Annotated in this window: 10 protein-coding genes; 6 read left to right on the top strand and 4 right to left on the bottom strand. The window is 71.3% G+C overall.

Annotated elements, in window-relative coordinates; genetic code table 11:
- The first annotated feature begins 63 nt into the window (after nucleotides 1-63).
- Nucleotides 64-855 (top strand): TetR family transcriptional regulator, encoded by a 792-nt coding sequence (locus AB0J33_RS14545; protein ID WP_363613550.1) that lies wholly within the window; start codon nucleotides 64-66, stop codon nucleotides 853-855.
- 44 nt (nucleotides 856-899) lie between these two features.
- On the opposite strand, the gene AB0J33_RS14540 is transcribed toward AB0J33_RS14545, so the two are convergent.
- Nucleotides 900-2,678: an ABC transporter ATP-binding protein gene (locus AB0J33_RS14540; RefSeq protein WP_363613923.1), complete on the bottom strand. Its 1,779-nt coding sequence runs from the start codon at nucleotides 2,676-2,678 to the stop codon at nucleotides 900-902.
- 96 nt (nucleotides 2,679-2,774) lie between these two features.
- Between AB0J33_RS14540 and AB0J33_RS14535 the strand changes: the two genes are divergently transcribed.
- Both AB0J33_RS14535 and AB0J33_RS14530 read left to right on the top strand, forming a co-directional pair.
- Nucleotides 2,775-3,206 carry a MarR family winged helix-turn-helix transcriptional regulator gene (locus tag AB0J33_RS14535; protein WP_363613548.1) on the top strand — a complete coding sequence of 144 codons (432 nt, stop codon included), beginning with the start codon at nucleotides 2,775-2,777 and terminating at the stop codon, nucleotides 3,204-3,206.
- 98 nt (nucleotides 3,207-3,304) lie between these two features.
- On the top strand, nucleotides 3,305-5,089 hold the full coding sequence (locus AB0J33_RS14530) for an N-acetylglutaminylglutamine amidotransferase (RefSeq protein ID WP_363613546.1): 1,785 nt from the start codon (nucleotides 3,305-3,307) through the stop codon (nucleotides 5,087-5,089).
- A 17-nt stretch (nucleotides 5,090-5,106) separates the two neighbouring features.
- On the opposite strand, the gene AB0J33_RS14525 is transcribed toward AB0J33_RS14530, so the two are convergent.
- The 3 genes from AB0J33_RS14525 to AB0J33_RS14515 form a co-directional block, all read right to left on the bottom strand.
- Nucleotides 5,107-6,240, bottom strand: coding sequence for a glutamate--cysteine ligase (locus tag AB0J33_RS14525; RefSeq protein WP_363613544.1), 1,134 nt, complete (start codon nucleotides 6,238-6,240; stop codon nucleotides 5,107-5,109).
- Nucleotides 6,241-6,552: 312 nt separating this feature from the next.
- Nucleotides 6,553-8,778: a discoidin domain-containing protein gene (locus AB0J33_RS14520; protein WP_363613542.1), complete on the bottom strand. Its 2,226-nt coding sequence runs from the start codon at nucleotides 8,776-8,778 to the stop codon at nucleotides 6,553-6,555.
- A 228-nt stretch (nucleotides 8,779-9,006) separates the two neighbouring features.
- Nucleotides 9,007-10,206: an ROK family transcriptional regulator gene (locus AB0J33_RS14515; RefSeq protein ID WP_363613540.1), complete on the bottom strand. Its 1,200-nt coding sequence runs from the start codon at nucleotides 10,204-10,206 to the stop codon at nucleotides 9,007-9,009.
- A 237-nt stretch (nucleotides 10,207-10,443) separates the two neighbouring features.
- On the opposite strand from AB0J33_RS14515, the gene AB0J33_RS14510 reads away from it, so the two are divergent.
- The 3 genes from AB0J33_RS14510 (at nucleotide 10,444) to AB0J33_RS14500 (ending at nucleotide 13,634) form a co-directional block, all read left to right on the top strand.
- Entirely contained in the window at nucleotides 10,444-11,739 is a 1,296-nt protein-coding gene (locus tag AB0J33_RS14510; protein WP_363613538.1) for a sugar ABC transporter substrate-binding protein, read from the top strand.
- A 70-nt stretch (nucleotides 11,740-11,809) separates the two neighbouring features.
- A complete protein-coding gene (locus AB0J33_RS14505) occupies nucleotides 11,810-12,802 on the top strand; it encodes a sugar ABC transporter permease (protein WP_363613536.1) in 993 nt (330 codons plus the stop codon).
- Complete coding sequence (locus AB0J33_RS14500; RefSeq protein ID WP_363613534.1) at nucleotides 12,795-13,634, top strand: carbohydrate ABC transporter permease; 840 nt, start codon at nucleotides 12,795-12,797, stop codon at nucleotides 13,632-13,634. Before AB0J33_RS14505 ends, AB0J33_RS14500 begins: the two co-directional genes overlap by 8 nt.
- The last annotated feature ends 29 nt before the right edge of the window (nucleotides 13,635-13,663 follow it).

The raw sequence follows: 13,663 nt of genomic DNA, 5'->3' as shown, positions 1-13,663 counted from the left end.
CGCCGGTCAGTCGAATCAACGGTGATGGTGGCCACCGGTCAGGGCGTCGTTAGGCTTGTCGGCATGACCGCCGATCCCGCGGACGACACCGACACCCGCACCCGGATCCTGCGCGCCGCGCTCGACCTGTTCGCCGAACACGGCTACCAGCGCACCTCGCTGCGCCAGATCGGTGAACGTCTGCGGCTGACCAAGGCCGCGATCCTGTACCACTTCCCGGCCAAGGAGCATCTGCTCGCCGCCCTGGTCGAGCCGCTGGTGGCCGACCTGGAGGCGTTGCTCGACTCGGCCCGGACGCAGCCCACCGAGCTGGCCCGGTGGACGGTGCTGGAGGGCTGGGTGGACGTCATGCTCGCCCATCGTCGGCCGCTCGGCATGCTCTTCCACGACATCGCACTGGTCGGCCGGGGCGACACGTACCACCGCCTCATGGAGATCGCGATGCGGGCCAACGACCTCATCGCCGGCCCGGACGCCGGGCGCCGCGAGCGGGTGCGGGCCGTGCAGGCGGTGGCGGCGTGCAGCGACGTGGTCATCTTCTTCACCGACGTGTCCGACGAGGTGCTGCGGGCCGACATGCTCGACGGCGTACGCCGACTGCTGGCGCCGGCCGGGGACGGCCCGGCGGCGCCGGGCGCGACGACGGCGATCCCGGGGCCGGCCCGCGAGACGCCGGCGGACACGACCCGGAGCAGCGGGAAGCGCCGTCGGCCGGGACGGCCGCGCGCGCTGGGCCGGGAGCAGGTGGAGGCGGCCCGACGGATGCACGCGGCGGGCACCCACTCGGTGGATGCCATCGCCGCCGCGCTGGGTGTCTCACGGGCCACCGTCTACCGGCACCTGACCACGCCATAACGAGACAGTTCCGGGACGGTTATGAGACGGTTGTGAGCCGCCGCTCAGGCGGCGAGGGTGGCATAGCGGCCGTTGCGGTCCAGCAGGCTGTCGTGGGTGCCGGCCTCGACGATGCGACCGTGGTCGAGCACCGCGATCTGGTCGGCGTCGCGGACCGTGGAGAGCCGGTGCGCGATGGTGATCGTGGTCCGCCCCTGGGCGAGCAGGTCGAAGGCCCGCTGCACGGCGCGTTCGGTCTCGGTGTCCAGCGCGCTGGTGGCCTCGTCGAGGACCAGGATGCGCGGGTCACGCAGCAGGGTACGGGCGATGGCGAGGCGCTGCTTCTCGCCGCCGGAGAACCGGTGGCCGCGCGAGCCGACCATGGTGTCGTACCCGTCCGGCAGCCCGTCGATGAGGTCGTGGATCTGGGCGGCGCGGGCGGCGTCCTCGATCTCGGTGTCGGTGGCGTCCGGCCGGGCGTAGCGCAGGTTCTCCCGGACCGTGGTGTGCAGCAGGTACGTCTCCTGGCTGACCACGCCGACGATCGCGGCCAGGTCGGCCAGCCGCAGGTCGCGCAGGTCGACGCCGTCGATGGTGATCCGGCCGGCGGTCGGGTCGTGCAGCCGGCTGACCAGCCCGGCGAGGGTGCTCTTGCCGGAGCCGGTCTCGCCGACCAGGGCGAGGCTGGTGCCGGCGGGCACGTCCAGGGTGATCCCGGCGAGGGCGGCGGTGTCACTGCCCGGGTAGCCGAAGGTGACGTCCTCCAGGCGCAGGTGGCCGCGCACCCGGGCGAGGTCGAGGTGGACCGGCTCGGCGGGGTCGGCCACGTCGACGGGCAGGTCCAGGTACTCGAAGATCCGGGCGAAGAGCGCCAGCGAGGCGGTGAGCGAGACACCCACGTTGAGCAGCCCCATCAGCGGTCGGAACAGGCCGCCCTGCAGTGCGGTGAAGGCGACCAGGGTGCCGATGCTCAGCGTGCCGGCGGTGCCGGGCAGCCCGGCGGCGAGGTAGATGACCGCCGGTACGGCGGCGAAGATGATGCTCATCGAGGCCATCCGCCAGCGGCCGGCCAGCTCGCTGCGCAGCTCCAGGTCGACCAGGCGCGCCGAGGAGGCGGTGAACCGGTCGATCAGCGCGGGGCCGGTGCCGAGGGTCTTGGCCAGTTGCACGCCGCTGATCGAGAGCCCCTCCTCGACGGTGACGTTGAGGTCGGCGAGTTCGCGTTGCCGCTGGGCGGTGATCTCACGGCGCATCCGGGCGACGCGACGGGTCAGCCAGATGGCCGGCGGCAGCACCACGAGCGAGACGAGGGAAAGCTGCCAGGAGAGCGCGATCATGGCGACGGCGGTGGCGACCACGGTGGTGAGGTTGGCCGCGACGGCGGTGGCGGTGGAGGTGACCACCGACTGCATGCCGCCGATGTCGTTGGTGATGCGGGACTGCACCTCGCCGGTGCGGGTGCGGGTGAAGAAGCCGAGTGACTGACGCTGGAGGTGGCTGAAGACGTCGGTGCGCAGCCGGTGCATGACCCGCTGGCCGACCTGGGTGGAGATCCAGGTCTGGACGACGCCGAGAGCGGACGTCACCGCCGCGACGGCGACCATGCCGAGGACCAGCCAGACCAGCAGCGTCACGTCGCCCTGCGGGAGGGCCCGGTCGATCACGGCACGCAGCAGGAACGGGGAGGCCATCGCGATGATCGAGGAGAGCACGATGATCGCGGTGACGACGGCCAGCGCGGGCCGGTGCGGGGTGAACAGGCGGCCGATGCGGCGCAGCGACACCTGGCGGGCCTGCGTCTTCTCTTCGGCGCTGACGGTGCGGTGGCCGCGGTCGCGGCCCATCGAGGTGGGTTCCAAGGGGTGCTACCTCTCGTCGACAACATTGCTGAGGTTACCTCATCATGAGGTAGCAACCACATCTCCTGCTACCGTATTCCGGTGATCGAGCACACCGCCGACAGCGCCGACGACGAGAGCCTGGCGGAGACGTTCTGGGCCGTCGCGTCCCGTCTGCGCCGACAGACGCGGGATTCGCTGGTGCCCTGGGACGTCACCCCCAGCCAGTCCCGGGCGCTCGGTGTGCTGGCCCGCCACGGCGAGGTACGCCCCGGCACCCTCGCGGAGCACCTGCGCATCGCGCCCCGCTCGGCGACCGAGGTCGTCGACGACCTCCAGGCCCGCGGGCTGGTCGAACGCCGACCCGACCCGGCCGACCGGCGGGCGACCCTGGTCGCGCTCACCGCGGAGGGCGAGCGGGTCAGCACCGCCATCCGGTCCGCCCGACGGGCCGAGGCGGACCGCTTCTTCGGCCACCTCGACGACAACGACCGGGCCGAGCTGGCCCGCATCCTGCGCACCCTGCGCGGCTGACGGGTTTGCCACCCTGCCGCCCGGGTAGCCAGCGGCCCCCGTCCGGTCGGCGGGACCGGCCGACACCGGTCGGGGCGAGGTGACAGGAGGCCCGGCCGATGTGCGGGATCAGCGGGGAGGCGCGATTCGACGGCCGCCCGCCCGACGCGGCGGCGGTAACCCGGATGACCGAGGCGATGCGGTCACGCGGCCCGGACGACGAGGGCCTGTTCGCCGACGGTTGGGTGACCCTCGGGCACCGCCGGCTGACCATCATCGACCTGTCCGACGCCGGCGGGCAGCCGATGGTCCGCGACGACCTGGGCCTGGCACTGGTCTTCAACGGCTGCATCTACAACTACCCGCAGCTGCGCCAGGAGCTACAGAACGCCGGCTACACCTTCCGGTCCACCAGCGACACGGAGGTGATCCTGGTGGCGTACGCGCACTGGGGTGACCGTTTCGTCGACCACCTGGTCGGCATGTTCGCGATCGGACTGGTCGACCGGGCTCGGCGGCGACTGATCCTGGCCCGCGACCGGCTCGGCATCAAACCGCTCTACCTCGCCGAGACACCGGGGCGGCTGCGGTTCGCCTCCACCCTGCCCGCGCTGCTGCGCGCCGGTGACGTCGACACCGGCATCGACCCGGTGGCGCTGCACCACTACCTGTCCTGGCACTCCATCGTGCCCGCCCCGCGCACGGTGCTGCGCGGCGTACGCAAGCTGCCGCCGGCCACCCTGCGGGTGATCGAGGCGGACGGGACCAGCCGTGAGGAGGTGTACTGGCGCCCCGACTACGTGCGGGAACCCGCCGACGCGGGAATGGACGCCGCCGACTGGCGGGCCGCGATCGGCGACGCGCTACGCGCGGCGGTACGCCGACGGCTGGTCGCCGACGTGCCGGTGGGGGTGCTGCTCTCCGGTGGGCTGGACTCCAGCCTCATCGTGGCGTTGCTGGCCGAGGCGGGCCAGGAACACCTGCGCACCTTCAGCATCGGCTTCGACAGCCGCGGCGGCGAGTCCGGCGACGAGTTCCACTACTCCGACCTGGTGGCCCGCGCGTACGACACGGACCACCACCGGATCCGGCTGGCCGACGACGATCTGGTGCCCGCCCTCCGCCGGGCGGTGCTGGCGATGACCGAGCCGATGGGCAGCCACGACGTGGTCGCCTTCCACCTGCTCTCCGAGCAGGTGGCGCAGCACGTGAAGGTGGCCCAGTCGGGGCAGGGCGCCGACGAGGTGTTCGCCGGCTACGGCTACCACCAACCGCTCACCGAGGCGCCCCGGCACGGCGCCGCCGAGACGTTCGCCGCCGCGTTCTTCGACCGGGGCCACGACGAGCTGCGCCGCATCGTCGGCCCGACGTACGCGCTGGAGCACGACGTGAGCCGCGACCTGCTCACCGGGCACCTCGCCGCGCCCGGGGCGCAGACCGCGCTGGACGCCGTGCTGCGCCTGGACACCCACCTGATGCTCCCCGACGACCCGGTCAAGCGGGTGGACAGCATGAGCATGGCGTGGGGTCTGGAGGTGCGTACGCCCTTCCTCGACCAGGACCTGGTCACCCTGGCCGCGCACTGCCCACCGGAGCACAAGGTCGCCCAGGGCGGCAAGGGCGTGCTGAAGGAGGTCGCCCGGGAGGTACTGCCGGCCGAGGTGATCGACCGTCCCAAGGGCTACTTCCCGGTGCCGGCGCTGCGCAACGTGGACGGTCCGGTGCGCGAGCTGGTCGCCGAGGCGTTGCAGACGCCCGCCGCGCGCGAGCGGGGGCTGTTCCGCCCGGAGTACGTGGCACAGCTGCTCGCCGAGCCGGACCGGGCGGAGGCGGCGGCCGGCAGCAACAAGCTGTGGCAGCTCGGCCTGTTGGAGCTGTGGCTGCAGACGCACGACATCCGCTGAGTCGCCGGGACCGGGGGTCAGCCGGCGGACGTGCGGGTGACCAGGTCGTCGAGGACCGCGCGCAGGTCCCCGGCGCGCGCCAACAAACGGCGCTGCCGGGTCGCTCCGGTGCCGTCGCGCCGCAGCCGGGCCAGTTGCGCCAGCACGTACCCGAGGTCGCCGTGGCGCAACAGCGCCGGGGCGATCACCGCCATCAGCTCGTCGACGAGCGCCCAGGCCGGACGGGTGCCGCCGGCGCGCAGGTCGATCAGATCGCCGTCGAGCCCGTGGTGGGCGGCCCGCCAGTGCGCCGCGGAGACCAGACAGTCGCGCACCGGCGGGGCGGTCACGCCGTCGCGCACGTCGTCGGCGAGGGTGGCGACGAGCGACCGGACCAGCGCGGCGACCAGCACCGCGTCGTCGACCTCGGTGCAGACGTCGCCGACCCGCACCTCCACTGTGGGGTACGCCGTCGACGGCCGGGCGTACCAGTAGACCATCGCGGCGTCGAGCATGATGCCGGCGGCGATCAGCTCGTCGACGGTGCGGTCGTAGTCGGCGGCGGAGTCGAAGTACGGTGTCGGGCCGATGCTGGGCCACCGTTCCAGCTGCATCGACCGCCAGCTGGCGTGCCCGGTGTCGTACCCGTCGTGCAGCGGCGAGTTGGCGGTGATCGCCTGCACCACGGGCAGCCACACCCGCAGGTGGTTGCAGACCTGCACGGCCAGCTCCCGGTCGGGCAACCCGACGTGCACGTGACAGCCGCACACCGCCGGGTCGTGCGCCACCGGCCCGTACCGGCGCGACATGGCGTGGTAGCGCGGTTCGTCGGGCACCGTCCGGTGCGGTTCGGCCACCGGTGTGGCGCCGACCGCCACCAGCCGCGCCCCGGCTGTCGCCGCGGCCTCGGCGGCGCTGTGGCGCAGCGTCACCAGGTGCGCGCGCAGTTCGGTGAGGTCGGCGCAGACCGGGGTGACCATCTCCACCATGCTGTGCCGGAACTCCTGGCGGCTCTGCTCCCGGGCGGGGCCGCGCAGCGCGGCGAGCACCTGGTCGGCCACCGGCAGGTTCCGGCCGCTGCCCGGGTCGAGGAGCAGGTACTCCTCCTCGACGCCGAGGGTGAGGATGGCCAGGTCGGGTGCGGTGTCGACGGCCGTCGGACGGTACCCCATCGCCCCTCCCATCCCCCTGCTGCGGCGGTGTCTCGGGTTCCCGGCCGCGACTGCGACAAACGCCGGCTCAAAGCGCCGTCAGGGCCGTCGCGCGTGCGGTGAGGAAGGCCCGTTCGGCCGCGTTGTCCGTCAAGGCGACGGCCGTCCGGTACGCCTCGACGGCCTCCCCGCCCCGGCCGGGCCGGGCCGGCGGTGGCGAGGCGGGCACGACCGTGGCCGGCCCGGTCTCGGCGGGACCGGGCCGGCCTCGGCCCACGGTGCGACCCGGCCGACCCGGTCCGTCAGAGGTCCGGGCCGGCGCGGGCGCCCCGGTCAGGGGTAGGTGGTCAGGTACACCGTCTGGTTGGCCGCGTTCGCGGTGCCACCGGCGTTGTTGATCACCCGGTTGATGGTGCCGACGCCACCGAGCGAGACGGTGACCATGTTGGTGAAGCGCACGTTCGGGTTGGTCGGTACCTCGAAGGACCGTTCCTCGACCACCGCGGGGTTGACGTTGAAGTAGCTGTAGCTACCCAGTCCGAACGCCTGGTGACTGGTCACCGAATCGGCGACCTTGTACGCGGCGTAGCCCCGGGTCGACCCGTTCATCCAGGCGGCCTGGTTGGGCGGGTCGTACGGCAGTTCGTTCTGGTAGAAGTACGTCCGGCCGCCGTTGCCGTTCCAGATGGTCTGGTACTTCTGGTAGTGCTCGACGAAGAGGCCGTACATGGTGACGTTGTCGCCGTTGACGGTGAGCCCGGTGTCGGCGGTGTTCAGCGTCCACCCGGTCGGCACGCCGCTGGCGGCGTGGTCGGCCCGCCACAACCACATGTGGTCGCCGATCACGTTGTCGCTGTTGACGGTCAGCGTGTTGGTGGCCTTGCCGACGTGCGGCCCGCCGATGCGGAAGAACACGTCGTGCAGCGAGGTCGGGTTGCTGGCGTGGCTCGCGGACGAACCGGACGGGCCGACCTCCATCAGCACCGGCGAGTTGGTCGTGCCGGCCTCGAACATGATGCCGGCGACCTTGACGCCGTCCACGTCGGCCACCCGCATCCCGACGGTGCCGTTGTCGGCCTGGATGGTGGCCAGGCCGAGGCCGAGGATCACCGTGTCGGCCCGGTTGACCTGGATCGGCTCGGTGACGCGGTGCACGCCCGGGGTGAAGAGCAGGTGCTTGCCCTGGGCGAGTGCGGCGTTGATGGTGGCGGCGCTGGTGCCGGGCTGGACGACGAAGAACTGCGACAGCGACAGCGACGAGCCGGCCGGGGTCTTGTTGTACCAGCTGGTGCCGGTGGAGTTGCTGCGCAGCGCGGGCACGAACACCCGGTACTCACCGCTGCTCGTCACGTAGAGGAACGGCTTCTCCCGGACCTGCGGGGTCTGGGCGATGACGGTGTGCGACGGGTTGGGGAAGCTCGGCGCCGGCGCGCCGACGACGCCCTGGAAGACCATGTTCCACACCGAGCCGGTCCAGCCGTTGCCGAACTCGCTGTTGCGCGAGTACCACTGCTGCTGCGAGCCGGAGACGACCAGGCCGTCGATGCGGGTGTCGGCCAGCAGGCCGCCGCTGGACCAGCCGTCGCCGCCGTTCCAGAGCTGGATCTGGTTCTGCGCACCGCGCAGGTGCATCCGCCGGTACGGCGCGGCCTGGGACACCGCCCACCGCTCCACCGTCTGCCCGGCGGGCAGGGTGACCGAGAGGTTCTCGGCGGCCCGCCAGAAGTTCTGGGTGGCGTTGCCGCCCATCCAGAACGCCTCGGTGCGGACGTGGCCGTTGAGGTTGACGTCGTCGGGGCTCATGCCGAGGCCGGCGACCTGGGTGAAGAAGCCGAGGTTGACGTCGGCGGTGTAGGTGCCGGGCTTGAACAGCACCGCGTAGCGCTGCGGGCCGAACTGGTTGGTCTCCTGCTGCGTGAAGAGGGTGTTCAGTCGACTCTGGATGGTCGACGTCGGCGTGCTCGGGTCGAAGACGAACGTGTTCGACCCGAGGTTGGGGTTGTACGGGTCGGTGGGCGTCACCGGCGGGTCGTTGGTGCCGCCGCCGGTCTCGCCGTAGACCTGGAACTCCCAGAGCGAGTAGCCGTAGCCGGTGCCCCGGGTGGTGCCGTACATGCGGACGTAGCGGCCGGCGCCGGAGACGGTGAGGTTCTGGGTGCCGCCGGTGCCGGTGGTGGTCGAGTAGATCGTGGTCCAGGTGGACCCGTTGTCGGAGGTCTGGAGCTGGAAGGCCCGGCCGTAGGCGCCCTCCCAGAGCAGGTTGACCTGGGTGATGGTGGCGCGGGCGCCCAGGTCGACCTGGAGCCACTGCGGGTCGCTGAACGCGCTGGACCAGCGGGTGCCGGTGTTGCCGTCGACGGCGGCGGCGGCGGGGGTTCCGCCGTTCTCGGTGGACGATGCGGTGGCCGTGCGGCCCTGGGACAGCAGGACGGGGGCGGCCTGCGCGGGTGCGGTGGCTCCGGCCGGGATCAGCGCCGCGACCAGGGCAACGGTGAGTCCGACGAGCAGTTGCCGCACGGCCCGGGGACGCGGGCGTACGGATCTAGCATGAGATGTCATGACATCGCCTGTCAGTAGGGGGTTACGGGTTGCCGCACGGATGGGGGACGGGCTCGCCCGTAGCGCCGTGGATGGTGCCGCCGAGGCGACGCCGCGGGGAGGAGAGCGCTCTCGTAGGAGTGTTGCGGCGAGATTGCGGCGGCGTCAAGACATCGATCTATAACACCGTTATTTATCCCGAGAACCAGGATTTGTGTAATTCGTCGCCACCCCGGACGGTCGCGTCGGTCAGCGGCGGACGCCGCCCTCGGTGAGGAAGCGGGCGATGGGCAGGGTCGCCGCTCCGAGGGCCACCGCGTCCACGCCGAGCCGGCACAGTTCGATGGAAGCCTGGTCGTACGGCTGGCGCAGCGCCTGCCGGCCGGCGGCCTCCCGGACGGCCGGCAGCAGGTCACCCAGGGCCATCGCCGCCCAGCCACCGAGCACCACGCGTTCCGGGTTGAACAGGTTGATCAGGTTGGCCACCCCGGCGCCGAGGTAGCCGGCGGTGTCGTCCAGCACCCGGCGGGCGGTGGCCGAGGTCCCGGCGGCGGCGACCAACGCGGCGATCTGGGACTCCTCGTCCTCGCCCGGCACCGGCCGACCCCGGCGCGCCTCCCGGTAACGATCGATGATCGCCTCCGCGCCGACGTACGCCTCCAGGCAGCCGCGCGCGCCGCACCGGCAGGCCCGCCCGCCGTACACCAGGGTGGTGTGCCCCCACTCCCCCGCGCTGCTGGACGCGCCCCGGTAGGTGGCGCCGTTGGTCACCACCGACGCGCCGACACCGGAGCCGACCAGCGCGAACACGGCGTGTCGGGCCCCCCGGCCGGCGCCGAACCACATCTCGGCCTGACCGAGGGTCTTCGCGCCGTTGTCGATGTGCAGGGGCAGGTCGGTGCCGGCGCCGATCAGGCGCTCCAGCGGTACCCGGTCCCAGCCGAGGGCCTGGGCGTGCACGACGGCCTCGGCGCCCTGCTCGACCACCCCGGAGACACCGATGCCGACACCGAGCACGTCGGCGGGGGCCACCCCCGCCGCCCCGGTGACCGCGTCGATGCCGGCCAGCACGTGCCCGGCCACCAGGTCGGGCTCGGTACGGGCCGGGTCGAGCGGGTACTCGATGCTGGCCAGCAGGGTCATCGCGAAGTCGAACAGCTCCACCCGGACCCGCGTCTCGCCGACGTCCACGCCGATCACGAAGGCGAAGCGGGGCGCGATCCGCAGCAGCATGCTGGGTCGGCCGCCGTCGGACTCGGCCGCACCGGCCTCGGCGACCAGCCCCTCGTCGATCATGTCGGCCACCACGTTGCTGACCGCGGGCTGGCTCAACCCGGTGCTGCGCACCAGGTCCTGCCGGGTGAGCGGGCCGTCCAGGAAGAGCTTGGTCAGCAGGGCGGACCGGTTGCGCAGCCGCACGCTGCGGTTGGTGGCACGCGCCAGCTCCACTCGGCACCTCGTTCCCGTCGGCCGTTCGAGGCGACTGTAACCGCCTCGTGCTTGACGACCCACTGACCAGCAACTTTAATGACGACATAAATTAAGCCGTGATGTAACTCCCGGGAAACGCCGACGGACCCCGACGGCGCACCCCGACCCCCGTCCGCAGCCGGCCGCTCGTCGCCTTCGACCCCTATCGGCGACGAAGGCCGGCGGACCCCCACCACGCACCGGAAGGGCTGACCCGTGTCGAAACGACACCTCGGGATATTCACCGCCGCCGTACTGGCCGCCGCCTCGTTGACGGCCTGTGGCTCCGGCGACGACTCCGCCGCAGCACCGAAGACGCTCACCTACTGGGCCAGCAACCAGGGCCCCAGCCTGGAAGCCGACAAGACGATCCTCCAGCCGGAGCTGGACAAGTTCGAGAAGCAGACCGGCATCAAGGTCAACCTTGAGGTCGTCCCCTGGTCGGACCTGCTCAACCGCCTGCTCGCCGCCGCCGCCTCCGGCAAGGGCCCGGACGTGGTCAACATCGGCAACACCTGGTCGGCGTCCCTGCAGGCCACCGGCGCTCTGGTCGAGTTCGACGACGCCACCCTGCAGACCATCGGCGGCAAGGACCGGATCGTGCCCGCCGCGCTCGCCGCCGCCGGCGCCCCCGGCAAGCCGCCGGCCGCCGTGCCGCTCTACAGCATGGCGTACAGCCTGTACTACAACAAGAAGTCGTTCGCCGACGCCGGCATCACCGCACCGCCGACCACCTGGGAGCAGCTCGCCGAGTACGGCAAGAAGCTGAGCACCGGCGGCAAGTGGGGCCTGGCGGTCGAGGGGGCCAACCCGTCGGAGAACGCGCACCACGCCTTCACCTTCAGCCAGCAGTACGGCGGCGAGTGGTTCGACTCGGCCGGCAAGCCGACCTTCGACACCCCGCAGAACGTCTCGGCGATCAAGCGGTACATCGACTTCATGGCCGTCGACAAGATCACCAACCCGAGCAACGCCGAGTACGCGCAGAACCAGTCGGTCTCCGACTTCGCCAACGGCAAGGCGGCCATGCTGCTCTGGCAGTCCGCCGGCTCGAACCTGAAGACGCAGAACATGCCCGCCGACGCGTACGGGGTGGCCCCGGTGCCGTTCCTGGCCAGCCCGCCGGCCGGCGGCAAGAAGGTCAACAGCATGGTCGCCGGGATCAACATGGCGGTCTTCAAGCACACCAAGAACAAGGACGGCGCGCTGAACTTCGTCAAGTTCATGACCAGCGACGAAGAGCAGACGATCCTCAACAAGACGTACGGCTCGCTGCCGGCGGTCAAGACCGCGGCCTCCGACCCGGCGTTCAGCGCCCCGGAGCAGAAGAGCATCCAGGAGACCCTGGTCACCACCGCGGCCCCGCTGCCGCAGGTGCCCGACGAGAGCACCTTCGAGACCCTGGTCGGCACCGCGATGAAGGAGTTGTTCGCCGACGCGGCCAGCGGCAAGCCGGTCACCGAGGAGTCGGTGAAGGCCAAGCTGACCGACGCGCAGCAGAAGATGCGCTGACCCAGGCGTCACCGGTGGCCGTGGTCGGGTGTTGAGCCCGGCCACGGCCACCGCCTCCGAGAGGACCCCGATGGCAACCAGCACCACCGCGCCGGACGCCGACCGGCGCGAACCCCGGGCCGGGTCGCCCGCCCGGGGGCCGGCCCGCCGGCCCCGCGGCCCCCGCCGCTCACTCCTGCCGTACCTGCTGCTCGCACCGGCCATCGTGCTGGAACTCGCCATCCACGTGATCCCCATGGTCGTCGGGGTCTGGATGAGCCTGCTGGAGCTGACCCAGTTCCACATCCGCGACTGGTCCACCGCGCCCTTCGTCGGGCTGGAGAACTACCGGGCGACGCTCGACCTGAACAGCGCCGCCGGCAAGGAACTGCTCCACTCGTTCTGGGTGACCCTGGCCTACAGCCTGCTCTCGGTCGGGTTCGCCTGGCTGCTCGGCATCTCCGCGGCGGTCGTCCTGCAACGACCGTTCCGGGGTCGGGCGATCCTGCGGGCGCTCTTCCTCACCCCGTACGCGCTGCCGGTCTACGCCGCCGTGATCACCTGGAGCTTCCTGCTGCAACGCGACACCGGCCTGGTCAACCACGTGCTCGTGGACCAACTCGGGCTGATGGACGACCGGCCGTTCTGGTTGATCGGCGACAACAGTTTCTGGTCGCTGCTGGTGGTGTCGGTCTGGCGCAACTGGCCGTTCGCGTTCCTCTGCCTGATGGCCGGCCTACAGAACGTGCCCGGCGAGCTGTACGAGGCCGCCGCGATCGACGGTGCCGGGTTCTGGCGTCGACTGCGCTCGGTCACCCTGCCGATGCTGCGGCCGGTCAACCTGGTGCTGCTGCTGGTGCTGTTCCTGTGGACGTTCAACGACTTCAACACCCCGTTCGTGCTGTTCGGCGGCTCCGCGCCCGAACAGGCCGACCTCATCTCCATCCACATCTACCGCAGCTCCTTCAAGACCTGGGACTTCGGCTCCGGCTCCGCGATGTCGGTGGCGCTGCTGCTGTTCCTGCTGGTCGTCTCGGCCGTGTACCTGCTGATCACCAACCGTCGGAGGGACGACCATGCGTGAGACCGCCGGTGAGCGCTGGGGCCGGCGCATCGTGCTGACCCTGCTCACCCTCTTCGTCGTCATTCCGCTCTACGTGATGGTCAGCTCGGCGGCCAAGCCGTTGCAGGACGTGCAGAACGGCTTCACCTGGTGGCCCAGTCGGCCCACCCTGCAACCGTTCATCGACATGTGGAGCACCGTCCCGCTGGCCCGGTACCTGGTGAACAGCCTGGTGGTGTCGAGCATCGCGGCGATCTGCTCGGTGGCGGTGGCCATCTTCGCGGCGTTCGCCGTCAGCCGGTACCGCTTCCGGGGCCGGGGCGTCTTCTCGGTGACGGTGCTGTCCACGCAGATGTTCCCCGGCATCCTGTTCCTGCTGCCGCTGTTCCTCATCTACGTCAACCTGGGCAACGCCACCGGCATCGAGCTGTACGCCAGCCGCACCGGCCTGGTCATCACGTACCTGACCTTCTCGCTGCCGTTCTCGATCTGGATGCTGGTCGGCTACTTCGACTCGATCCCCCGGGGATTGGACGAGGCGGCGCAGGTCGACGGGGCCGGTCCGCTGCGCACCCTGTTCCAGGTCATCCTGCCGGCCGCCGTGCCCGGCGTCGTCGCGGTCACCGTGTACGCGTTCATGACCGCGTGGGGTGAGGTGCTCTTCGCCTCGGTGATGACCGACGAGGGCAGCCGCACCCTGGCCGTCGGCCTACAGGGCTACTCCACCCAGTTCAACGTCTACTGGAACCAGATCATGGCCGCCTCGCTGGTGGTCAGCATCCCGGTCGTCGTCGGGTTCCTGGCCCTGCAGCGTTACTTCGTCGCCGGCCTCACCGCCGGTGCGGTCAAGTGAGTCATCCAACCCCAGAGGAGAACCGACCC

The organism is Micromonospora sp. NPDC049645, assembly GCF_040675155.1.
In the GTDB taxonomy this organism is placed as follows: Bacteria; Actinomycetota; Actinomycetes; order Mycobacteriales; family Micromonosporaceae; genus Micromonospora.
The sequence above is the reverse complement of the archived record's forward strand: the minus strand, read 5'-3'. Positions and strand labels throughout refer to the sequence as shown.